We start from the raw sequence: 21,652 nt of genomic DNA, 5'->3' as shown, positions 1-21,652 counted from the left end.
GCTGTGGCTACAAGCTCGTCGCCGAAGGGCGCGACCTCTATTGGTGGCACCCGCTGATCTCAGGCGATCCCAATACCGTGCATGAAGCAGGCGTCTCGGTGCGCGGCCGGGTCGAGGGGAGCGAGGACGAGATCCCGGACGAGGAGCTCGAGGATCACATCGTCGAGTGGCCGGCGCTGCTGCCGAAGCGGGCGCGGTTGAGGCGGCGGCCCAAAGACTGACAAGGGCTGGCGACCGTTCCTGCTTCCGAACCGATCACGTCTTCGGGATGATCCGGGGACGGGATGCTCCCATGCGTCGAGGTGCCTGCCTCGATGACGGTCTGCTGCGTACATTGCAATTTATAGAACGATTCCATCGCGGCGTTTGCGCCGCAAGCAAGAACTACGTCCGAAATGAACAAGTTCGCACGGCAGAGCCATCAACCTGCCGACATCGGGCCATTGCCTGATGACATCGCCGAAGAGCTGTCCCGCCTTCCGACTGAGGTCTTGAGCGTCGACGACGCCCCCTCCATCGCTCCGCCGGCGCCGCTGACCTCGGATGAAGTCCGCACCATCGTCATCAGCCTGATGCTGACGATGTTCCTGGCGGCGCTCGACCAGACCATCGTCGCGACCGCGCTGCCGACCATCGGGCGCCAGTTCCGCGACGTCTCCAACCTCTCCTGGGTGATCACGGCCTATCTGCTGGCCGGCACCGCCGTGGCGCCGGTGTTCGGCACGCTCAGCGACATCTACGGCCGCCGCGCCATGATCATCACCTCGCTGAGCCTCTTCGTGGCGGGCTCGATCCTGTGCGCGGTCGCGCCCAACATGCCGATGCTGATTTTGGCGCGCGGCCTTCAGGGGCTTGGCGGCGGCGGCATCATGCCGGTGGTGCAGACCGTGATCTCCGACGTGGTCAGCCCGCGCGAGCGCGGCCAGTACCAGGCTTATTTCTCCAGCGTCTGGATGGTGGGCGGCATCCTCGGTCCCGTGATCGGCGGTGTGTTCGCCGAGCATCTGCACTGGTCGATGATCTTCTGGATCAACCTGCCGCTCGCAGCCGCTGCGCTCGCGCTGCTGCTGCCCAAGATGGGCAAGATCCCGGCCTTCCATCGCAAGCGCAAGGTCGACTGGTTCGGCGGCGTCTTGCTGATGGCGTCCGCGGTTGTCTTCATGCTGGTCTTGACCTGGGGCGGCACCCGCTACCCCTGGCTCTCGCCGACCGTGATTGCGATGATCGGCGCCGCGGTCGCGCTCGCCGTGACCTTCGTGTGGCACGCACGGCGGGCGGACGAGCCGTTCCTGCCGTTGCCGCTGCTCAGCGGAACGGTCGCGCCTTACGCGCTCACGGCCGGCGGCTGCGCGCTCGGTGCGATGACCGGTCTTACCGTGCAGCTGCCACTGTATTACGAGTCGGTCTACCATCTCAGCGCCAGCGAGGCGGGACTTGCGCTCATTCCGCTCGCGGCGGTCTCGACCTGCGGCGCGGCGATCGCCGGCCGCACCATGGCGCGCGCGAAGCACTATAAGCGCGTCGCCGTCGTCGGTACCTCATGGGCCGCGCTGTGCGGACTGGGGCTCACGTTCTCCACGCTGCCGCTGTGGGCTCTCTTGGTCTTGATGGCCGCCTTCGCGCTCGGGCTAGGTACGACCTTCCCGGTCTGCGTGGTCTCGCTGCAGAATTCGGTCGCCCGAGCCCAGGTCGGCACCATCACCGGTGCAATGAACTTTTTCCGCTCGCTGATGTCCTCGTTCACGGTCGCGGCCTTTGCGGCCATCCTGTTGATCTCGCTCGGCGCCGACATCCCGCTCGCCGGCGAGCATCATGGTGCGATCAACGCGATTCCCTCGGCCGACATGATGATGGCGTTCCGCTACGTTTTCGGTGCCGCGGCCGCGATGATGGCGCTCGCCTCGCTCTGCCTGATCCTGATGGAGGAGCGGCCGCTGGCCGGGCCTGCGACCGCGCAACCCGTCGATATGGCGGAGTAGGCGGCCTCATCCGCCGCGATCGGCGTACGGATTGTCATCAGTGCTGCGCTCGGCTGCCTTCCTCGCTGCCGCCGCAAGATGGTCCTTCAGCCGGGCGAGCGCCTCGGCGGACCAGTCCTGGACATCGGTGACGGCGACCCAGGCATCGACGTAGTGCTCGGGCGCGTAGACATGGCCAAAGCCCATCGGCGTGTTGGTCGCAACCGCCATGTCGAGGGCGAGCTGGAGCATTGTCACGACGGGATACCAGCGCAGCTCCGGTGAAACGTCCGGACCGCGTGGCGCCTTCATCCAGGCTGGCGCTCGGTAGGCATCGTGGTAGTCGAACAGCACGATCGGGTCGCTGGCATACTGCAGATAGACGACGCGCAGCGCACCCCAGGGCGCATCCGCCGGCACCGTCGGCCCGTTCTGGTTCATGAAACGGACGAAGCGGCCGTCGCGAAATTCCGGCAGCCAGGCCGGCGAGCCCTGATTACGATTCGCGGTGATCGAGCGCCAGATGCGGCTCTCGAACGGCGGCCCGCTCCACAGCGCCCCCGCAATGGGATCGCCGATCGTCTCGAACAGCTCGGCGGATTTTTCCGAGTTCATGGCGCCGAGGCTGAGGCCATGCAGGTATAGTTTTGGCCGCTTGTCCCTCGGCAGGGTCGTCCAGTAGCCATAAACTTCCGAGAACAGTGCACGCGCGGCTTCCGCGCCGTATTCGGGCTGAAACAGCAGCGACAGCGGGCTGTTGAGATAGGAATATTGCATCGCGACGCTGGCGACATCGCCGTGGTGGAGATATTCGACCGTGCCCATCGCTGCGGGGTCGATCCAGCCGGTGCCGGTCGGCGTGATGACGATCAGGATGGAGCGCTCAAAGCCGTGCTGGCGCTTGAGTTCGTCGAGCGCCAGCCTCGCGCGCGCCTGCGCCGTGTCGCGGGCGCCGAGGCCGACATAGACGCGCACGGGTTCCTGCGCGGGGCGCCCGGTGAAGGCGCTGATCTCTGCGGCAGTTGGACCTGAGGCCACGAATTCGCGGCCCGCGCGCCCCAGCTCATTCCATTTCACCAGCGATGCCGTGCTTCCCGTCTTCTCAGGCGCGGTCGGCTGCGGGCGTTCCGGCTCGAGCAGGGCGTCGAATTCGCGGAAGGAGGAATCGAGCGCGCGGAACGCCGTGCGGATGAGGAGATTGTTGGCGATCGACCAGAACAGCAGCGCCGCCACCGCTACGCCAAGGACGTTTGCGATCTTTCTCGGAATGACACGACTTTTGCGCGCGGCCAGAAAACGAACCAGAAGCACGAACAGCCGCCCCAGCGCCAGAAGCACGACGAATGTGAGCAGCGCGATGGCGCAGACCTTGAGCGGATGCGCGGTTTCGACCGGCGCCATATTCATGACGGCGCGGATCGAGTTCTGCCACTCGGCGGCCCGCGTGAGATAGATGATGACGACAAGCAGGCAGCCGGCAGCGACCAGCGCGTTGGCGGTCGATCGCACCCGCGCCGAGGGCTCGGGCAGTTCAAGGTAATGCCACAGCCAGCGCCAAAGGAGGCCGGCTGCGTAGCCGATCGCGAAGCAGGCGCCGGCCAGCGCGCCTTGCGTGAGATAGCTGCGCGGAATGAGCGTCGGCGTGAGTGAAGCCGCGAAGAACAGTGCGCCCAGCATGAGGCCGACGCCCGACAGCGACAACATCTGCCGCCGGATCAACGAAGCGAGATGTTCGCCGACACTCATGTGTCCCCGCTGGCGTCGCTCAGGTGCCCGGCCGCGCCACTTCGGTCTCCTTGCTGGTGATGAACTCCAGCAAGGTCGGCACCCCGTCGTTTGTCTTCTGTATGCCGCGCCTGATCGCAGGCACAATGTCCTCGGGTTTCGTCACCCGTTCGCCGTAACCACCAAAGGCGCGCGCCATCGCGGCGTAGTCGCCGGAGATATCGGTCGAGCGGTATTTTTCGGTCGAGATCGGCATCACCTTCAATTCGATCGCCATCGAGAAGTTGTTGAGCAGGATCGACAGGATCGGAATCCGCTCGCGCACCGCGGTCTCGAAATCCATGCCGGTAAAGCCGATCGCCGCATCGCCCCAGACGTTGATGCAGAGCTTGTCGGGTTTTGCGAGCTTTGCACCCATCGCGAGCCCAAGGCCATAGCCGAGCTGGGTGGTCTTGCCCCAGCCGAGATAGGAGAGGGGCTCGACTGCCTTCCAGAACGGCGAGAGCTGGTCGCGCGGGCTGCCGGCGTCATGGGTGATGATGGTGTTGTGGATGTCGACGGTGTGCTGGAGATCCCAGAGCACGCGATAGGGATTGAGCGGCGCGTCGTTGCTGGTCAGTTTCGGCATCCACTTTGCGAGCCATTCCTTGTGGGACGCCGCGATCTCGGCCGCGACCGCGGACGCATCGCGGTTTGACACCACCGTCCTGCCGATCTCCTCGATCAGCGCATCGAGCACGAGGCCGGCATCGCCGACGAGGCCAACCTTTGCCTCGACATCCTTGTTGAGATGGTTCGGATCGAGCGTCGAATGAATAATGGTCTTGCCCTTGGGCATCGCGATACCAAAACTGGTCTCGGTGAAGGAGCAGCCGATGCCGAAGATCACGTCGGCTTCGGCTAGTAACTTGGGAACCGCGCGCGGCACCGCGAGCCCGCCTGAGCCGAGCGAGAGCGGATGCGTTTCCGGAAACGACGATTTGCCGCCAAGGCTGGTGGTGACGGGGATCGCGAGACGCTCGGCGAGCCGCTTCAGTTGTGGCCACGCTTGTGCGTAGTGCACGCCCTGGCCGGCATAGATCACGGGACGCTTGGCGTTGATCAGAAGCGCCGCGGCCTCCTTCACATGAACGGGGTCGGCGCCGTAGCGGGTGCGCAGCACTGGCGCGTAGTTGAGGGGTTCCGGCACCTCCTCATTCCACATGTCCGAGGGGATCTCGACGATGACGGGACCGCCGCGGCCATTCTTGAGCCTGGTGAAGGCGCGGCGGAAGATGTTGGAGACTTCGGCGGCGAGGATGATCGGCTCGGAGGATTTGGCGAACGCCTTCATCACCTCGCTGGAGTTGAAGTTTGGCTCGATGTGCGAGAGCCTGCGCTGATAGCCCATCGGCAGCACCAGCACGGGTACCGACTCGCCAAAGCACTGCGCGACGCCGCCCATGGCGTTCTCCGCGCCTGGACCATGCTGCATGCAGAAGGCGCCGATGCTGCGCCCCGACGTGACGCGCGAGATCGCATCCGCCATGTGGATCCCGACACGCTCCTGCCGCACCATCACGGGGCGGATCTCGGCCTTCGCCGCGTGCTCGATCAGATGATTGACGGGATAGCCGCAGAGGATCTCGATCCCCTCGCGCTTCATGATTTCCGCGATCGCAGTGCCGAGCTTCATGGCGTCTCTCCCATCGGCAGGCCGGTTGATCCGGCCGGTTTGTCGGGTAGAGGATCAGGAATTCGCGGAAGCGTAAAGCGCGCGCTCGCGCGCAGCCGTAGGTCTGCCATGCAGGGCGGCCGCGCTCGGCCGCTATCCACCGGCGCTCGATTTCACCCGCTTCAGACAGGCGGGGGATTGCGGTCAGTGAAGGTCGTCCGCTGGTGCCAGTAAGGATAGGGCAGCGTCACCTTGCTGGCTGCATCCAGCCGCTCGATCTGATCCTTGGTCAATGACCAGCCGACCGCGCCGAGATTTTCGCGCAATTGCGCCTCGTTGCGCGCACCAATGATCAGGGTCGAAACCGTCGGACGCTGGAGCAGCCAGTTCAACGCAATTTGCGACACGCTTTTCCCGGTTTCCCTGGCAACCTCGTCGATGGCGGCCACGACACGATAGACGTGCTCATCAGGCACGGGCGGCCCGAAGTCGGCGGTCTTGGGCAAGCGGCTGACCTCGGGCTTCGGCTGACCCCGGCGTATCTTTCCGGTGAGACGCCCCCAGCCGAGGGGCGACCAGACGACGGCGCCGACCCCTTGATCCAGGCCGAGCGGCATCAGCTCCCATTCGTAGTCGCGCCCGATCAGCGAATAATAGGTTTGATTGGCGACGTAGCGCGGATAGCCGTATTTGTCGGCGACGGCGAGGGACTTCATCAGATGCCAGCCCGAGAAGTTCGAGACGCCGACGTAGCGGATCTTGCCTGCGCGCACGAGCACATCGAGTGTCGCAAGCACCTCTTCGGGCGGCGTAAAGGCGTCGAAGCCATGGAGCTGGAACAGGTCGATATAGTCGGTGCCAAGTCGCTTGAGCGACCCGTCGATCGCTGCGAGCAGATGCTGCCGCGATGAGCCGATGTCATTGGGCCCATCGCCGAACCGGAACGTTGCCTTGGTCGAGATCAAAACCTTGTCGCGACGACCTTTGATGGCCTCGCCGAGCACGCGCTCGGATTCGCCAAGCGAATAGACGTCGGCGCTGTCGAACATCGACACGCCGGCATCAAGGCAGATATCCAGAAGGCGCCGTGCCTCGGTCGCATCGGTCGTGCCCCACGCAGCGAGGCGGCCAACCCCTCCGAAGGTGCCCGTCCCAAGACTGAGCGCCGGCACGGTCAGCCCTGACAAACCCAAGCGTCGGTATTCCATCACGATGCTCCTCGACCGTTTAGCGGCCGCAACTATCGCGGTGCGGCCTTTTCCCCGGATGCTAGCGCAAGTAGGGGCCTCGTGCCATTACACGCTCACATGGAGGCGATGCTTGGCGCGCGCCTTGAAGCGTCCACATTGCCGGTGGAGAAACGGCAGATTATCGTGCGGGCTTGGAGACCGATGGGCGCCTGGGGGACGACGACGCGTCGTATGGTCAGCGGAATCATGTCCGGCCTTGTGCTGCTGGCAGCCGCGCCGGTTATCGCCGCCGAGTCGCCGGCCGAGCTGATCTCCGGCTTCCGCCTCAAGCACGGCGAGGCCCGCGTTGTGCGCGATGCAACGCTGGATCGCATTGCGCTGGAGCAGGCGCGTGCCATGGCGGCCAAGGATGATCTCAGCCACGAAGTCCTCGGCTCGTTCACCAGGCGGGTCGCGCCGGCGCATGCGGGGCGCGCTGCCGAGAACATCGCCTATGGTTACGACAATTTCGAGAAGACGCTGGGACAGTGGATCGACTCCTCCGGACACCGCAAGAACCTCCTGTTGCACAATGCCTCCCGCGTCGGGATCGCGAGTGCCAGGAATGCCAGCGGCAAGCGAACTTACTGGGCCATGGTGATCGCGGGCGATTACGAGCCGAAGCCGGGGAAGGGCAAGAAGGACAAGGAGCCCGTCGTCGCCGTGAAACGTGAGGCTGCGCCCCCAAGTGGACCGAAATCCAAGGACTGCCACGTCAAGCTGCTCAGCCTCTGCATTTGAGGCGGAGGGCGGTGTCGGAATCGCCGGGCGAACTGCGGCGAGGAGCCTTGCGAAAGCGGCCGCTGCGAAGGATGCTTGCAGGCACCGTCCATCAAGGGAATCATTCATGTCCGTCGACACCCAGGCCGCCACCGACCGCCTCATGCGCTTTCTCGCCGTCGAGGGCGTGACTGGAAAGGAGGCGGCGATCGGGCGCGAGCTTACGGCGGCGCTGCGAGACAGCGGCGTGCCGGCAGGGGCGATCCGTCTCGACGACGCCAACACGCGCATTCCGGTGCCGACGGAGACCGGTAATCTCATCGTTGATCTGCCCGGCCGCGGTGCGATGCACAACCGGCCGCGGATCATGTTCATGACCCACATGGACACCGTGCCGCTGTGTGCCGGCGCGAAGCCGAAGCGGTCGGGGCGCAAGATCGTCAACACGGCGAAGACCGCGCTCGGCGGCGACAACCGCTGCGGCTGCGGCGTTCTCGTCACGCTGGCGGCGGAGCTTGCGAAGCAGCAGCTTGATCATCCGCCGATCACGCTCTTGTTCTGCGTGCGGGAGGAGAGCGGGCTCTATGGCGCGCGCCACGTCAAGACGGAGGAGCTCGGCTCGCCGGTCATGGCCTTCAACTATGACGGCGGCTCTGCCTCCAACGTCACCATCGGCGCCGTCGGTGCGGATCGCTGGAATGTCGAGATTTTCGGCCGCGCCTCGCATGCCGGCGTCGCGCCGGAGCGCGGGATCTCTTCGACCATGATCCTTGCGCTTGCGCTTGCCGAGGTGAAGGCCGGCGGCTGGTTCGGCAAGGTGGTGAAGGGCAAGCGGCACGGCACGAGCAATGTCGGCCCCGTCACTGGCGGCGAGGGCCGCCCCGCGGGCGATGCGACCAACGTCGTCACCGACTACGTGCACGTGCGCGGCGAAAGCCGCAGCCATGATGGAAAGTTTTTCAAGGAGATCACCAAGGCCTACAAGGCGGCGTTCGAGAAGGCGGCAAAGCGTGTCACGAACGCGCAGGGCAAATCCGGCCGCGTCAAATTCAAGGCCGAGACCGATTATTATCCGTTCCGCATGAAGGAGAGCCTGCCCGTCGTCAAACGTGCGATCGAAGCCGTGTCCGCGGTTGGAGGGACGCCGGCCGTCCGCGCCGCCAATGGCGGCCTGGACGCGAACTGGATGGTCCGCCATGGCATCCCGACCGTGACCTTCGGCGCGGGCCAGAACGAGGCGCACACGGTCGACGAATGGATCAATCTCGACGAATACGACCGCGCCTGCGCGCTCGCGTTGCAGCTCGCGACGATGCGGTGAGGTGCGTCACGGTTCGCGTCGAGCCGGACGTCGTCCTGCAATCAATGGAAGTCGGGAGTTCGCGTCAGGTCGGCTGTTGCCGTTACTTCATCGCCGAGCTGATGGAGTTGAACTTGTTGTTGAGCAGCGCGGAGCCCGTGTTGTTCACAACCGTAACGATTGCGAGCGCAATACCGGCGGCGATCAGACCGTACTCGATAGCGGTGGCACCACTTTCATCGGCAAGGAAAGACCTGAGCAAAGCCATCGTCGACTCCTATTGATCCGTCTAATCTATGCGGACGTCGTTTTCGAACTGGTAAATCGGTCGATTAAGTTTTTCGTGCGCGTCAAAACAACAGGTTCGGTCGACCTCGCGTGCTGCCTGATATGATGGCATCCATTAAATTAAGGTTTCCTCACCCAATTCAGGAGGATTTGAATCGGTGCCACGCTGGCAGAAGTTGCTGCATCGCAGGGACTGAGCATGGTAAAGGAAACGAGAAGGCGCTGTGTTGTATCGTCGCGCATCTCAAGGCGTCGTCGCGTGTCACGAGCATGCTGCGCAGAGCGGCAATCGACGATTAATTTTCTCTTCCGTAGGAATACCCCGTGCGACGGTGAGGCCGCGAGGTCGTAGCGAAAAACGACGGCGCCGCTTAACGGCTTATTGAGCCTGTTCGTCAACGGGCCGGCAAGCGAGCGGGCTCATCCGCGGTGGCCGTCCGCGTTCAGCGCCCGCAACATGGCGATACGGGCGAACATCATCCAGCCGCCACCGGTCTCGGCCGCGTTGATGAGGGTCTCGATGGCTGTCTGCCAGTGGGCTTCGTGCTGCGAGTCCTCTGGCAGTTGCATGATGTAGTCGGCCGCCTCTTGCAGCGTGAGCAGCTTGCGCCGGTTGGACAAAGGGATCGGTTCGTCGAACGACGTCGACCAGGGCATGTCAGGCCGGGCGATACGCGGGAAGGGACATCACTGCAGCGTCGCCCGGAGGTGGTGTCGCTATCCGGCCTTCCTGCCGCGCGCCGGCGCACGCACCGGGTTGTCGGCCTGCTTGTCGGCCTTCTTGGGCGTCGCTTCCTTGGCGGCGGCGGTCTTGCCGCCCTTGCCGGCGATCGGCAGCAGCATTTCGCGCTGACCCTCGACGCGCTTCTTCGGCTTCTTGGCCTTGCCGTTGGCCTTGGCGGCGGGGGCGGCTTCCTTCTCGGTCGCCAGGCTCTTCTTGAGCGCGTCCATCAGGTTGATGACGTTGCCGCCCGTCTTCGGCGCGACCTTGGCGGCGAGCGGAACACCGCTGCGCTTCTTGTTGATCAGGTCGATCAGCGCGGTCTCGTAGTGATCCTCGAACAGCTCGGGCTCGAACGCGCCGGACTTCTTCTCGACGATGTGCTTGGCGAGGTCGAGCATGTCCTTGGTGAGCTTCACGTCCTGGATGTCGTCGAAATACTCGGTCTCGCTGCGCACCTCGTAGGGGTAGCGCAGCAGCGTGCCCATCAGGCCGCTGTCGAGCGGTTCGAGCGCGATGATGTGCTCGCGATTGGTCAGCACCACGCGACCGATTGCGACCTTGTTCATGCTGCGGATGGTCTCGCGGATCACCGCATAGGCATCATGGCCGACCTTGCCGTCCGGCACGAGATAATAGGGACGGATCAGGTAGCGGTTGTCGATGTCGGTCTTGGGCACGAATTCATCGATCTCGATCGTGTGGGTCGATTCCAGCGCGATGTCGTCGAGTTCGTCCTTGGTGACCTCGATGTAGGTATCGGTATCGACCTTGTAGCCCTTGACGATGTCGTCGGAGGTGACCTCGTCGCCGGTCTCGGCGTCAACCTTGAGGTACTTGATCCGGTGGCCGGTCTTCCGGTTGATCTGGTTGAAGGAGACCTTCTCTGTATCCGAAGTGGCCGGATAGAGCGCGACCGGGCAGGTCACGAGCGAGAGGCGCAGAAAACCCTTCCAATTGGCACGGGGGGCCATGGGCTACTCCAAACGCAACAGGGACAACTGACAAGGATAACACCCGGGAACCGCGAATCATAGCAAGCCCCAGGATGGAATCTTGCAACGGCGTTAATCGCTGATCCTCTGGCCGAGCCCGGCCCGGAACATCGTTCGCGATCAGACGTTGCCCCGCACATCACGAAAGAGGCCGCGAGGAGGTCGCGGCATTTGGACGCGATACCCCGGCAATTGAGGGTTACCATGGCTACGAGACGCGACGATCAGATCATCGAGACATCGACCGAAGCGCGCCAGGGCGAGCCCGGTCCGTCGGTCGCAGCGTTGCTTACCGTCTCTATCGGACTTGCGATCCTGATCCTCGGCGTCGTCTGGTTCGTGTTCTTCCGGACCCTGTCTCTTATACACATGATGTGTATAAGAGACAGGCGTTCATATTCAGTTCACGCCGGGATTGATCATCTTGGCAGTAGATTCCGCAGTCCATCCTTTTGGACTATTCCTGGAGAGAAGCGTGCGCCTGCTTGTTGTTGAGGATGACCCCGATCTCAATCGCCAGCTCACCAAGGCGCTGTCCGACGCCGGCTACGTCGTCGACCGCGCCTTCGACGGGGAGGAGGGGCACTATCTCGGCGACAACGAGCCCTACGACGCCGTCGTGCTCGATATCGGCCTGCCCAAGAAGGACGGCATCTCGGTGCTGGAGGCCTGGCGGCGCAACGGCCGCTCCATGCCGGTCCTGATCCTCACCGCGCGCGACCGCTGGAGCGACAAGGTCCAGGGCTTTGATGCCGGCGCCGACGACTACGTCGCAAAGCCCTTCCATCTCGAGGAGGTGCTGGCGCGCATCCGTGCATTGCTGCGGCGATCGGCCGGTCACGCCCAGAGCGAGTTGACCTGCGGACCCGTCACGCTGGACACCCGAACCAACAAGGTGACCGTCTCCGGCAACCCCGTGAAGATGACCTCGCACGAGTACCGGCTGCTGCAATATCTGATGCACCATGCCGGCCGCGTGGTCTCCCGCACCGAGCTCGTCGAGCATCTCTACGACCAGGATTTCGACCGCGACTCCAACACCATCGAGGTTTTCGTCGGCCGCATCCGCAAGAAGCTGGACGTCGATATCATCCAGACCGTCCGTGGCCTCGGCTATCTCCTGACCCCGCCGGCCGCACCCGGTACCTGATCTCGCACTTGATCTGGTACTTGACCGGGCGGCGCGACCGGGGTCTTGGTCGCCTATGACCGTCTCCGACCACCTGCCGCCCTGCGCCTGCTGGGATCCATCCAATGCGCGCTAGCTCGCTTGCCAACCGCCTGTTCCTGTCGGCGACGGCGTGGCTGGTGGTGATCCTGGCCATCACCGGCGTCGTGCTGTCATCGGTGTACAAGAACGCCACCGAGCGCGCCTTCGACCGCCGGCTCAATCTCTACCTGCGCACGCTGATCGCCGAGGTGGCCACGCCCGACGAGCCGCCGGACCGTCAATTCCAGTCGCTCGGCGAGCCGCTGTTCGAGCTGCCGCTGTCGGGCTGGTACTGGCAGATCACGCGCACCGACACCGAAAAGCCGGAGGTGCGCTCGTCGCGCTCGCTGTGGGACAAGAAGCTGCCGAAGCTGGAGGAGCAGGGCGTCGAGCTGACCGCGGCCGGCATCCGGCTCGGCTATGTCGATGGGCCGGAAGGTCAGACCTTGCGGATGGTGGAGCGGCCCGTCGATCTCGGCGCCGACGGCAAGTTCCTGGTCAGCGTCGCGGGCGATGCCACCGAGATTTTCGACGAGACGCGTAGCTTCGACTATTACCTCGGCGGCACGTTCACGGCGCTCGGAATCGTGCTCCTGCTCACCACGGTCTTCCAGGTTCGCTTCGGCCTTGCGCCCCTCAAGCGCATCTCCGAGGCAATCGCCGACATCCGGTCCGGGCGTGCCGAGCGGCTGGAAGGTGAATTCCCCGTCGAGATCGCGCCGCTCGCGCGCGAGACCAATGCGCTGATCGAGGCCAATCGCGAGATCGTCGAGCGCGCGCGCACCCATGTCGGCAATCTCGCGCACGCGATCAAGACGCCGCTCTCGGTGATCGTCAACGAGGCCACCACCCATGCTGCCGATCCGTTCGCGGAGAAGGTCATGGAGCAGGCCGACGTCATGCGCGACCAGCTCGCCCATCATCTGGAGCGCGCCCGCATCGCGGCCAGGGTCTCGATCGTCGGGACTGTGACGGAGGTGGCGCCCGCCATCGAGGCGCTGCGCCGGACCATGGAGAAGATCCATCGCGATCGCGGCATCGTCGTCGAAGCCAAGGCGGATCCCGCCGCGAAATTTCGCGGTGAGCGGCAGGATCTGGAGGAGATGGTCGGCAATCTCGTCGACAATGCCTGCAAATGGGCGGCCTCGCGCGTCTTCATCGAGGTGCTGGTGGACGTGCCCGGCAAGGCCGATACCGGGCCACGCCTGCGGATCATCGTCGATGACGACGGCCGTGGCCTGTCTGAGGCCGAACGGGCGCAGGTCTCGCGCAGGGGGCAGCGGCTCGACGAGTCCAAGCCGGGATCGGGTCTTGGGTTATCGATCGTCGTCGACCTCGCCGCGCTCTACGGCGGCCGTCTGACCCTCGGCAGCGCGCCAATCGGGGGCTTGCGGGCGGAGCTTGTGCTGCCCGGCATTTAGTCCTTGTTCCCGCGCGCCTTTTTCCGTTTCGGAAAGGCGGGTTCGACACAAAACGCAACACCGCTGGGCAACTTCCTAAACGCCTTCTTAACGCGCCACCTCCTATGATCGCGCCCGGACGCATCCCTCGTCCGCCACACCACCGTGCATACCAGGCGCATGAGCCAGACATCGATCGAGCGGCTGAGAGACTATCTCGCGCAGCTCCCGCCGCAGTCGCAGGCGCTGCTGATGCGTGAGTTCGAGCGCGCGCTGGAGCGCGGCCAGGACACGGCCGTTGCCACCCTCGTGCTTGAGCAGCTGCGCAAGATCGTGCGCAAGGGCGAGGTCGACGAAGACGCCGCGCCGCGCACGGAGGATCTGTCGCGGCTACTCTACCAGCCGCTGGAACCGTTCCTCGTCGAGGCCGGCATACCGATCCGTCTCGGGCAGATCCGCCGCTCCTCGCTGCTCCCGATCTGGCAGTGGCTCGGTCGCGATGGTGCCTCTGCCAAGGTGGGTGAGATCGACGCCGCGCTTTCCCGGCTGCCTGCCGGCGACAGCGGAGAGGCTCTGGCCGTGAAGATCCAGGCAGTCGCGGCCGATGCGATCTTTCAGCTGACGGGGCCTGGCGGCGGCGACAAGTCGCGCGTGCTTGCCCGCGTTGGCCCGCCCAACGTCATCGAGGACCTCTACTCGGTCGGTGCCGTGCTCGGGGTTCGCGAGGCCATCGCGAACCTCAATGAGAAGCTGCCGCGCTTCCTGCGTGCCTTCGGCGATTCCCAGATCGCGGCGGTGATGGCCGCGCTCAACGTTCCCGTCCTCCAGACGCCACAGATGCTGCCGTTTGCGCTGTCGATGGTGATCCAGCGGCTGACGGCGCCCTGGCAGGTCATCCGCCTCGCCATCAAGATGGCGGCCTCTGACGACGAGATCCGCGTCGCCGCGACGCCGTTCGGCGTGGCGGTCACGATGGCCCTGCATGACCTGTCCTGTCTGGCCGCCATGCTGCGGCTGGACATCAAGCGCGGCCGCTTCGACAACATCGCCGAGAACCTCAAGGCGCTGCATGACGGCGTGCGCGGATTGCGCACCGAACTCGATCTGCGCAACGATTCCGCCTGGGGCAAGCAGCTTACCTCGATCCGTGCCGATATCTCCAACGCCCTGCAATCGGAGATCGATAGCGTGCCGGGCCGTGTGCGCCGCATCCTGCGCCAGCGCGCGGAAAAGGACATTCCGCCGGGCGCCCGCGTCGACAGCACCGAGGTCGAGGAAACCGCCGCGCTGATCGACTTCGTCGCGACCTGCCGCAACTATGCCAGTGAGCTCGCGATCAACGAGGTGACGCTGCGCACCTATTCGGACCTCCAGCAATATGTGGAGCGGTCGACGGAGTCCCTGGTGCAGTCACTGCGCGCCGCCGACCACAAGGTCCGGGCCTATCGTCAGCAGCAGATGGCCGCTGCCATCCGTTTCTGCGAAGTGCTGTTCGGCGACGACTACGCCTCGTTGATGAGCCGGGCGGCCGAAAGCGCGCTGACTGGCGAGCGCAAATCCCAGCGCGCCGGGTAAGTCTGGGCGTATCAGAGCCTAGCTACAATTTGTGGTTGACGAAGCCAGCGACGGACCGTACGGTCGGCGCGCAACTCGTCGGAATTTCTGTTTGTAGGCGCATGAAACCCGTCATCAGCTTCGTGGAAATCGAGAACCGCGTGATTTCGGCGACCTATCGCAGAATGATGGTCAGGGCGAAGATAGTGCTGGTCGAGAAGGCGAGTGGCCGGCAATTGCCGGATCCGGTCACAACGATTGCCTCTCCCGTTCCCGTCGGCGCATTGCGGATCAGGCTGCCGGAAACGGTCGGGCCGGGAACCTATTTCCTGAAGGCGCTGAACGGGCACGGCGAGGACGCGGCGCAGAGCGCGGATTTCGAAGTCGCCTAAGCCGTTGGATTGTCTCGGTTTCGACCCCACTTCGGTCGCACCAAATTGACAATTGTCAATTGCCGCCCCGCTTGAGCGTGGTGTAAAGCCACCTGAGAGGCGCGGGACGACGCGCTGCCGGAAGCTTGCCCGATGACGCTATGGTTCGTGTTCGCGCTGATGACGGTCGCGGCGATTTTCGCTGTGCTCTGGCCGCTCGGCCGTGCCGGCCGCGGGCAGAGCGGAGGCAGCGAGGTCGCCGTCTACAAGGATCAGCTTGCCGAGATCGAGCGTGATCTTGCCGCAGGCTTGATCGCGGCGCCGGAAGCGGAGGCTGCGCGGATCGAGATCGGGCGCCGGTTGCTGGCTGCGGCCGGCAGCGAGTCCGCGCCGGACGGCAGCGAGCCTGCGCTCGGCCGCCGGTCGAGCCCGAACACGTCGAGCCTGAAATGGCGCCGCGCGGCGGCCGTGCTGGCGCTGGTCGGCCTGCCGCTGGTCGCGATCCTCGTCTACGTCCCGCTCGGCTCGCCGAGGCTGCACGACTTTCCGCTGGCGCAGCGCGATCGTGCCCCAGGCATGCAGCAGTCGCTCGAGACCATGGTGGCGCAGGTCGAGCAGCACCTCGAGAAGAATCCGACCGATGGTCGCGGATGGAACGTGTTGGCGCCGGTTTTGGAGCGGCTCGGCCGCTATGATGAAGCGGTGCGCGCCTATCGCAATTCGCTCAACTACAATGGCGAAAGCGCGGAGCGAAGATCCGATCTCGGCGAGGCGCTTTTGGCTGCCGCCGGCGGCGTCGTGACGGCCGAAGCCAAGGCGGAGTTTGAGCGCGCGCATACGCTCAATGCAGAGGAGCCGAAGGCGAACTATTTTCTCGGTCTCGCCGCCGAGCAGGACGGCCGCAAGGATGACGCGGCCGCGATCTGGCGCGGGGTGCTTGCGAAAGCGCCGCCGGACGCGCCGTGGCGTGCGCTCGTGCAATCCTCGCTGGCGCGGGTCGGCGGCGGCAGCGCAGCGCCGGCGCTTTCGGATGACACGATCGCAGCGGCCAAGGACATGAGCGAAGGCGACCGCGGCGCGATGATCCGCGGCATGGTCGAGCGGCTCGCCAACCGGCTAAGGCAGAACGGCGATGACGTCGACGGCTGGCTGCGCCTGGTGCGCGCCTACGTCGTGATGGGTGAACGCGACAAGGCGAGGGGCGCGCTCAGCGATGCCCGCGAGGCGGTGGCCAACGACGCCGAACGGCTGCGCCAGCTCAATGAAGGTCTGAAGAATCTTGGGCTCGACGGATGACGATCGCAGGAAGGGCGGAAAGAGACCAGCCATGACGCGCAAGCAGCGACGTATGACCATCATCGGCGGATCGCTCGCCGTGCTCGCGCTCGCCGCAGCACTGGTGCTGAACGCGCTGCGCGATTCCATCGTGTTCTTCTCGACCCCGACCATGGTCGCGGAGAAGCACATCGCACCGGGCAAGCGGTTTCGCCTCGGCGGCCTGGTGCAGCCGGGCTCGCTGCAGCGCGGCGACAATCTCGCGGTGACCTTCGAAGTCGCCGACGGCAGCGCCAAGCTGCCGGTCGCCTACAAGGGCATCCTGCCCGATCTGTTCCGCGAAGGGCAGGGCGTCGTCGCCGAAGGCGCGCTTGACGCGAGTGGCGTGTTCAAGGCCGATACGGTGCTTGCCAAGCATGACGAGACTTATATGCCCAAGGACGTTGCCGATGCCCTGAAGAAGCAGGGGCACTGGAAGGACGATTACGGCGCCAAAACTTCTGATGGCGTCAAGCCGGCGGCGACGACTGCGCAGGGCAATCCGCAGGGAGCGGTGCGGTGATCGCGGAATCCGGACACTACGCCCTGGTGCTGGCGCTTGGTCTCGCGCTGATCCAGTCCTTCGTGCCGCTGATCGGCGCGCGGCTGCGCGACCCCGCGCTGATGAACGTGGCGCGCTCCACCGCGCTGGCGCAATTGCTGTTCGTCGGCGCGTCCTTCGTCGCGCTCGTCACCTTGCACGTCACCTCGGATTTCTCCGTCGCCAACGTCTACGAGAATTCTCACTCGATGAAGCCGCTGATCTACAAGATCACCGGCGTGTGGGGAAACCATGAAGGCTCGATGCTCCTCTGGGTGTCGATCCTGGCGCTGTTCGGCGGGCTCGTCGCCGCCTTCGGCAACAACCTGCCGCTGTCGCTGCGCGCCCATGTGCTCGCCGTGCAGGCCTGGGTCGCGAGCGCCTTCTATCTCTTCATCCTGATCACCTCGAACCCGTTCCTGCGCATCGCCAATCCGCCGATCGAGGGACGCGACCTCAATCCGGTGCTCCAGGACGTCGGCCTCGCCGTGCATCCGCCGATGCTCTATCTCGGTTATGTCGGCTTCTCGATCTCGTTCTCGTTTGCGATCGCGGCGCTGATCGAAGGTCGCATCGACGCAGCCTGGGCGCGCTGGGTACGGCCGTGGACGCTTGTCGCCTGGATCTTCCTGACGCTCGGCATCGCCATGGGCTCCTACTGGGCCTATTACGAACTCGGCTGGGGCGGCTGGTGGTTCTGGGATCCGGTCGAAAACGCCTCGCTGATGCCCTGGCTCGCCGGCACCGCGCTATTGCATTCGGCGCTGGTGATGGAGAAGCGCAACGCGCTCAAGGTCTGGACCGTTCTGCTCTCGATCCTGACCTTCTCGCTGTCGCTGCTCGGAACCTTCCTGGTGCGTTCGGGCGTGCTCACATCCGTTCACGCCTTCGCCAGCGATCCCACCCGCGGCGTCTTCATCCTGCTGATCCTCTGCGTCTTCATCGGCGGCAGTCTCAGCCTCTACGCTGCCCGCGTGTCGTCGCTGAAGCAGGGCGGGCTGTTCGCGCCGATCTCGCGCGAGGGCGCGCTGGTGCTGAACAACCTCTTCCTCACCACGGCCTGTGCGACGGTGCTGGTCGGAACGCTCTATCCGCTCGGGCTGGAAGTTCTGAGCGGCGAAAAGATCTCGGTCGGCGCGCCGTTCTTCAATCTCACCTTCGGGCCGCTGTTCGTACCGCTGCTGATCGCCGTTCCCTTTGGCCCGATGCTGGCGTGGAAGCGTGGCGACCTGCTCGGTGCCGCACAGCGTCTGCTGGCTGCCGGCATCCTCGCGCTGCTGGCGCTGGCGCTGGTCTGGGCCTGGGCGCATGGCGGCAGCGCGCTTGCGCCTCCGGCCATCGCGCTCGCGGTGTTCGTCATCCTCGGCGCGGTGACCGATCTCGTCGAACGCGTCGGCATGTTCCGCGTGCCGCTCGGAACGGCGCTGCGGCGTGCGCGCGGATTGCCGCGCTCGGTCTGGGGCACGGCCTTTGCGCATGCCGGCCTCGGCATCGCGCTGATCGGCATCGTCTGCGAGACCACCTGGAACAGCGAATATATCGGCACCATGAAGCCGGACGATGTCGCCAAGGTCGCCGGTTACGAGCTGAAGCTCGATGGGCTGTTCCAGCGGCAGGGCCCGAACTTCCGCGAGATGATCGCGCGGTTCGACGTCAGTCGCGACGGCGAGGCGCTCAGCGTGATGACGCCGTCGAAGCGCAGCTTCACCACGCGCAGTTCCTCGACCACTGAAGCTGCGCTTCTCACCCGCGGCGCGAGCCAGCTCTATATCTCCCTCGGCGATGTCACCGCCGAAGGCGCGATCGCGGTGCGCATCTATCACAAGCCGCTGGTCCTGCTGATCTGGTGGGGGCCGGTGCTCATGGCGTTCGGCGGCGTGCTGTCGCTGTCTGACCGCCGCTTGCGCGTTGGCGCACCAAAACCGGCGCGCGCGCAGCAGCGCTTGCAGCCGGCGGAGTGATCCGATGCGCCGGATGATCACAGCGATCCTTGCGCTGGCACTTCTGGGGCTGCCGGCGGCCTATGCCGTGCAGCCTGACGAGATCATGGCCGACCCGGCGAAAGAGGCGCGGGCGCGCGAATTGTCGCGCGAGCTCCGCTGCATGGTCTGCCAGAACCAGTCGATCGACGATTCCGAAGCGCCGCTCGCGCGCGACCTGCGCCTGCTGGTGCGCGAACGGATCGCGGCAGGCGACAGCAATTCCCAGGTGATCGATTTCCTGGTGGCGCGCTATGGCGAGTTTGTCCTCCTGAAACCGCGCTTCGAACGACAGACTTTGCTGCTGTGGCTGCTCACGCCGCTCGCGCTGGGCGCGGGCGGTTTGGGCCTCTGGTTTCAGATGCGTCGCCGCGCGCGCGGCAGCGCTGACGTGCCCCCGCCGCTTACGCCCGACGAGGAGGCGAGACTGTCCGCATTGATGTCGGACGAAGCGAAATCGGGCTAACCGGTTGCGCTTCCTCAATTGAGCAAGAAGGAAGCATCTGCACCGTTCGCGGAACTTCCTTAAGTCTCTGTGAAATCATGATTTTTGGCCTGCGTTAAACTGCCGCAGGCATTTGCGGCTTCATTACAAAAGTTTAACCCCGCCGCCAGCGCGCCGTAAGGCGCCAATCCCCATGTTCAGGGCCGTAAGGCGCTGTCCAAGCAGCGTCAAAAAAGAATTCAAGGCCCCGGAGATCCCTGCATGACCGAACGTCCCGACCTCTCGTCCCTCCCATCGTACCGGCAGCCCCGCCGGTCGCTGCTCGTTGCCCGTAAACTCGCGCTGATGGCCTCGGTGGTCGCCGGCCTGGGCGTTGCTGTCTATGGCTTCAGCCCGTCGACGTCGCCGTCCGACCTGTTCTCGAGCCCGGCGCATGCGCAGGTCAACAACGAGGTCAAGAAGGTCGAACGTCCGATCGGATTTGCCGACATCGTCGAGCGGGTGAAGCCCTCGGTGATCTCGGTGAAGGTCAACATCAAGGAGAAGACCGCGAGCAACGACGACGGCGATGATTCGCCGTTCCAGCCGGGCTCGCCGATGGAGCGCTTCTTCCGCCGCTTCGGCGGGCAGGACGGGATCCCGGGCATGCGCGGACCGCGCGGCGGCGGGCGTGCCGTCACCGGCCAGGGCTCGGGCTTCTTCATCTCGGCCGACGGCTTTGCCGTGACCAACAACCACGTGGTCGACGGCGCCGACAAGGTCGAGGTGACGACCGACGACGGCAAGACCTACAGCGCCAAGGTGATCGGCACCGACCAGCGCACCGACCTCGCCTTGATCAAGGTCGAGGGCGGCTCGAACTTTTCCTTCGCGAAGCTGTCCGACGGCAAGCCGCGGATCGGTGACTGGGTGCTCGCGGTCGGCAATCCCTTCGGCCTCGGCGGCACCGTGACTGCCGGCATCGTCTCGGCCAGCGGCCGCGACATCGGCAACGGTCCGTATGACGATTTCATCCAGATCGACGCGCCCGTGAACAAGGGCAACTCCGGCGGTCCGGCCTTCAACACCGACGGCGAGGTGATGGGCGTCAACACCGCGATCTACTCGCCCTCCGGCGGCAGCGTCGGTATCGCGTTCTCGATTCCGGCCGCGACCGTGAAGAGCGTGGTGGCCCAGCTCAAGGACAAGGGCTCGGTCAGCCGCGGCTGGATCGGCGTGCAGATCCAGCCCGTGACCTCCGACATCGCCGACAGCCTCGGCATGAAGAAGGCCGAAGGCGCGCTGGTGGCGGAGCCACAGGCCAACGGTCCGGCGGCGAAGGCCGGCATCGAGTCCGGCGACGTCATCACCTCGGTCAACGGCGAGTCCGTCAAGGATGCCCGTGAGCTCGCCCGCACCATCGGCGGCATGGCGCCCGGTGCGACCGTGAAGCTCAACGTGCTGCACAAGGGCCAGGACAAGGTCGTGAACCTCACCCTCGGCCAGTTGCCGAACACGGTCGAGGCCAAGGCCGATACTGACAACGACAACAGCAAGGCGCCGACCCGCGGCACCGACGTGCCGAAGCTCGGCATGACGGTTGCCCCGGCCAACAGCGTGGCCGGCGCCGGCAAGGACGGCGTCGTGGTCACCGAGGTCGATCCGAAGAGCGCCGCGGCCGAGCGCGGCTTCAAGGAAGGCGACGTGATTCTCGAGGTCGCCGGCAAGAGCGTGAGCACCGCCGGCGACGTGCGTGACGCCATCAACGCGGCGCGCACCGACAACAAGAACAGCGTTCTGATGCGCGTGAAGAGCGGCGGCCAGTCGCGCTTCGTCGCAGTCCCCCTCGCCAAGGGCTGAGGATCAGGAGGCTTTTGAGATGAAGGGAGCCGTCGGCATTAGTCGCCCCCGCCGCGGGCCCCCTTCCGGGGGGCGGAGCAACTCCGCTTCCCCATCCTACCTTCCGGTGGAATACGCCCCCCTCTGTCGGAAGGGCCTAAGGGCGGTGAGGTCCCCCAGCTTCACCGCCCGCTCTTTTCCCGGTTCGAGAATCTTCCGCTCCGCTTGCATGCGATTGCCGACCGCGCCATGTTGACAGAAGGGCTGACCTCCTTGACCGCCGCCGACCGCACGATGCGCCTCCTCATCATCGAAGACGACCGCGAATCCGCCGATTATCTCGTCAAGGCGTTTCGCGAAGTCGGTCACATCGCCGACCACGCCTCTGACGGCGAGGAAGGCCTCTCCATGGCCGAGAGCGGCGACTACG

At 65.1% G+C, this 21,652-nt stretch carries 20 protein-coding genes; 14 read left to right on the top strand and 6 right to left on the bottom strand.

Going from position 1 to position 21,652, the window contains the following annotated elements:
* A partial coding sequence (locus Q2941_RS44800; RefSeq protein ID WP_479684047.1) for a CxxCxxCC domain-containing protein occupies positions 1–221 on the top strand: 221 nt, incomplete at its 5' end.
* A 174-nt stretch (positions 222–395) separates the two neighbouring features.
* Positions 396–1,979 (top strand): MDR family MFS transporter, encoded by a 1,584-nt coding sequence (locus Q2941_RS44795; RefSeq protein WP_458196590.1) that lies wholly within the window; start codon positions 396–398, stop codon positions 1,977–1,979.
* A gap of 6 nt (positions 1,980–1,985) precedes the next feature.
* Here Q2941_RS44795 and Q2941_RS44790 read toward each other — a convergent pair whose 3' ends face one another.
* The 3 genes from Q2941_RS44790 to Q2941_RS44780 form a co-directional block, all read right to left on the bottom strand.
* Positions 1,986–3,704, bottom strand: a complete 1,719-nt coding sequence (locus Q2941_RS44790; protein ID WP_254113283.1) for an alpha/beta hydrolase — start codon at positions 3,702–3,704, stop codon at positions 1,986–1,988.
* Between the two features lie 19 nt (positions 3,705–3,723).
* Positions 3,724–5,358, bottom strand: coding sequence for a thiamine pyrophosphate-requiring protein (locus Q2941_RS44785; RefSeq protein WP_458196589.1), 1,635 nt, complete (start codon positions 5,356–5,358; stop codon positions 3,724–3,726).
* A gap of 161 nt (positions 5,359–5,519) precedes the next feature.
* Entirely contained in the window at positions 5,520–6,545 is a 1,026-nt protein-coding gene (locus Q2941_RS44780; protein ID WP_458196588.1) for an aldo/keto reductase, read from the bottom strand.
* Positions 6,546–6,758: 213 nt separating this feature from the next.
* Here Q2941_RS44780 and Q2941_RS44775 point away from each other — a divergent pair, with 213 nt between their 5' ends.
* Both Q2941_RS44775 and Q2941_RS44770 read left to right on the top strand, forming a co-directional pair.
* Positions 6,759–7,307, top strand: coding sequence for a CAP domain-containing protein (locus tag Q2941_RS44775; protein ID WP_458196587.1), 549 nt, complete (start codon positions 6,759–6,761; stop codon positions 7,305–7,307).
* Between the two features lie 106 nt (positions 7,308–7,413).
* Positions 7,414–8,607, top strand: coding sequence for a M20/M25/M40 family metallo-hydrolase (locus Q2941_RS44770; RefSeq protein ID WP_458196586.1), 1,194 nt, complete (start codon positions 7,414–7,416; stop codon positions 8,605–8,607).
* Between the two features lie 82 nt (positions 8,608–8,689).
* Here Q2941_RS44770 and Q2941_RS44765 read toward each other — a convergent pair whose 3' ends face one another.
* From Q2941_RS44765 to ku, 3 genes are all read right to left on the bottom strand, one after another.
* Positions 8,690–8,854: a Flp family type IVb pilin gene (locus tag Q2941_RS44765; RefSeq protein ID WP_027521278.1), complete on the bottom strand. Its 165-nt coding sequence runs from the start codon at positions 8,852–8,854 to the stop codon at positions 8,690–8,692.
* Between the two features lie 440 nt (positions 8,855–9,294).
* A complete protein-coding gene (locus tag Q2941_RS44760; RefSeq protein WP_027521277.1) occupies positions 9,295–9,531 on the bottom strand; it encodes a hypothetical protein in 237 nt (78 codons plus the stop codon).
* 60 nt (positions 9,532–9,591) lie between these two features.
* Positions 9,592–10,569: a non-homologous end joining protein Ku gene (gene ku / locus Q2941_RS44755; protein WP_458196585.1), complete on the bottom strand. Its 978-nt coding sequence runs from the start codon at positions 10,567–10,569 to the stop codon at positions 9,592–9,594.
* 496 nt (positions 10,570–11,065) lie between these two features.
* Between ku and Q2941_RS44750 the strand changes: the two genes are divergently transcribed.
* The 10 genes from Q2941_RS44750 to Q2941_RS44705 form a co-directional block, all read left to right on the top strand.
* Positions 11,066–11,740: a response regulator transcription factor gene (locus Q2941_RS44750; RefSeq protein ID WP_254113280.1), complete on the top strand. Its 675-nt coding sequence runs from the start codon at positions 11,066–11,068 to the stop codon at positions 11,738–11,740.
* Positions 11,741–11,844: 104 nt separating this feature from the next.
* Positions 11,845–13,221: an ATP-binding protein gene (locus Q2941_RS44745; RefSeq protein WP_458196584.1), complete on the top strand. Its 1,377-nt coding sequence runs from the start codon at positions 11,845–11,847 to the stop codon at positions 13,219–13,221.
* A gap of 159 nt (positions 13,222–13,380) precedes the next feature.
* The gene (locus Q2941_RS44740; protein WP_027521272.1) at positions 13,381–14,775 is read left to right on the top strand and encodes a hypothetical protein; all 1,395 of its coding nucleotides are present in this window, start codon (positions 13,381–13,383) and stop codon (positions 14,773–14,775) included.
* 101 nt (positions 14,776–14,876) lie between these two features.
* Positions 14,877–15,146: a hypothetical protein gene (locus Q2941_RS44735; protein WP_027521271.1), complete on the top strand. Its 270-nt coding sequence runs from the start codon at positions 14,877–14,879 to the stop codon at positions 15,144–15,146.
* Between the two features lie 132 nt (positions 15,147–15,278).
* Complete coding sequence (gene ccmI / locus Q2941_RS44730) at positions 15,279–16,421, top strand: c-type cytochrome biogenesis protein CcmI (RefSeq protein ID WP_458196582.1); 1,143 nt, start codon at positions 15,279–15,281, stop codon at positions 16,419–16,421.
* A 31-nt stretch (positions 16,422–16,452) separates the two neighbouring features.
* On the top strand, positions 16,453–16,962 hold the full coding sequence (ccmE, locus tag Q2941_RS44725) for a cytochrome c maturation protein CcmE (protein ID WP_027521269.1): 510 nt from the start codon (positions 16,453–16,455) through the stop codon (positions 16,960–16,962).
* Positions 16,959–18,941 carry a heme lyase CcmF/NrfE family subunit gene (locus Q2941_RS44720; protein ID WP_458196581.1) on the top strand — a complete coding sequence of 661 codons (1,983 nt, stop codon included), beginning with the start codon at positions 16,959–16,961 and terminating at the stop codon, positions 18,939–18,941. Before ccmE ends, Q2941_RS44720 begins: the two co-directional genes overlap by 4 nt.
* 4 nt (positions 18,942–18,945) lie before the next feature.
* On the top strand, positions 18,946–19,425 hold the full coding sequence (locus Q2941_RS44715; RefSeq protein WP_027521267.1) for a cytochrome c-type biogenesis protein: 480 nt from the start codon (positions 18,946–18,948) through the stop codon (positions 19,423–19,425).
* Positions 19,426–19,665: 240 nt separating this feature from the next.
* Positions 19,666–21,243, top strand: coding sequence for a Do family serine endopeptidase (locus tag Q2941_RS44710; protein ID WP_458196579.1), 1,578 nt, complete (start codon positions 19,666–19,668; stop codon positions 21,241–21,243).
* 252 nt (positions 21,244–21,495) lie between these two features.
* Positions 21,496–21,652: response regulator (locus Q2941_RS44705; protein WP_479684048.1), on the top strand; the 157-nt coding region annotated here is incomplete at its 3' end.

This window comes from Bradyrhizobium sp. UFLA05-153 (genome assembly GCF_054185185.1).
The sequence above is the reverse complement of the archived record's forward strand: the minus strand, read 5'-3'. Positions and strand labels throughout refer to the sequence as shown.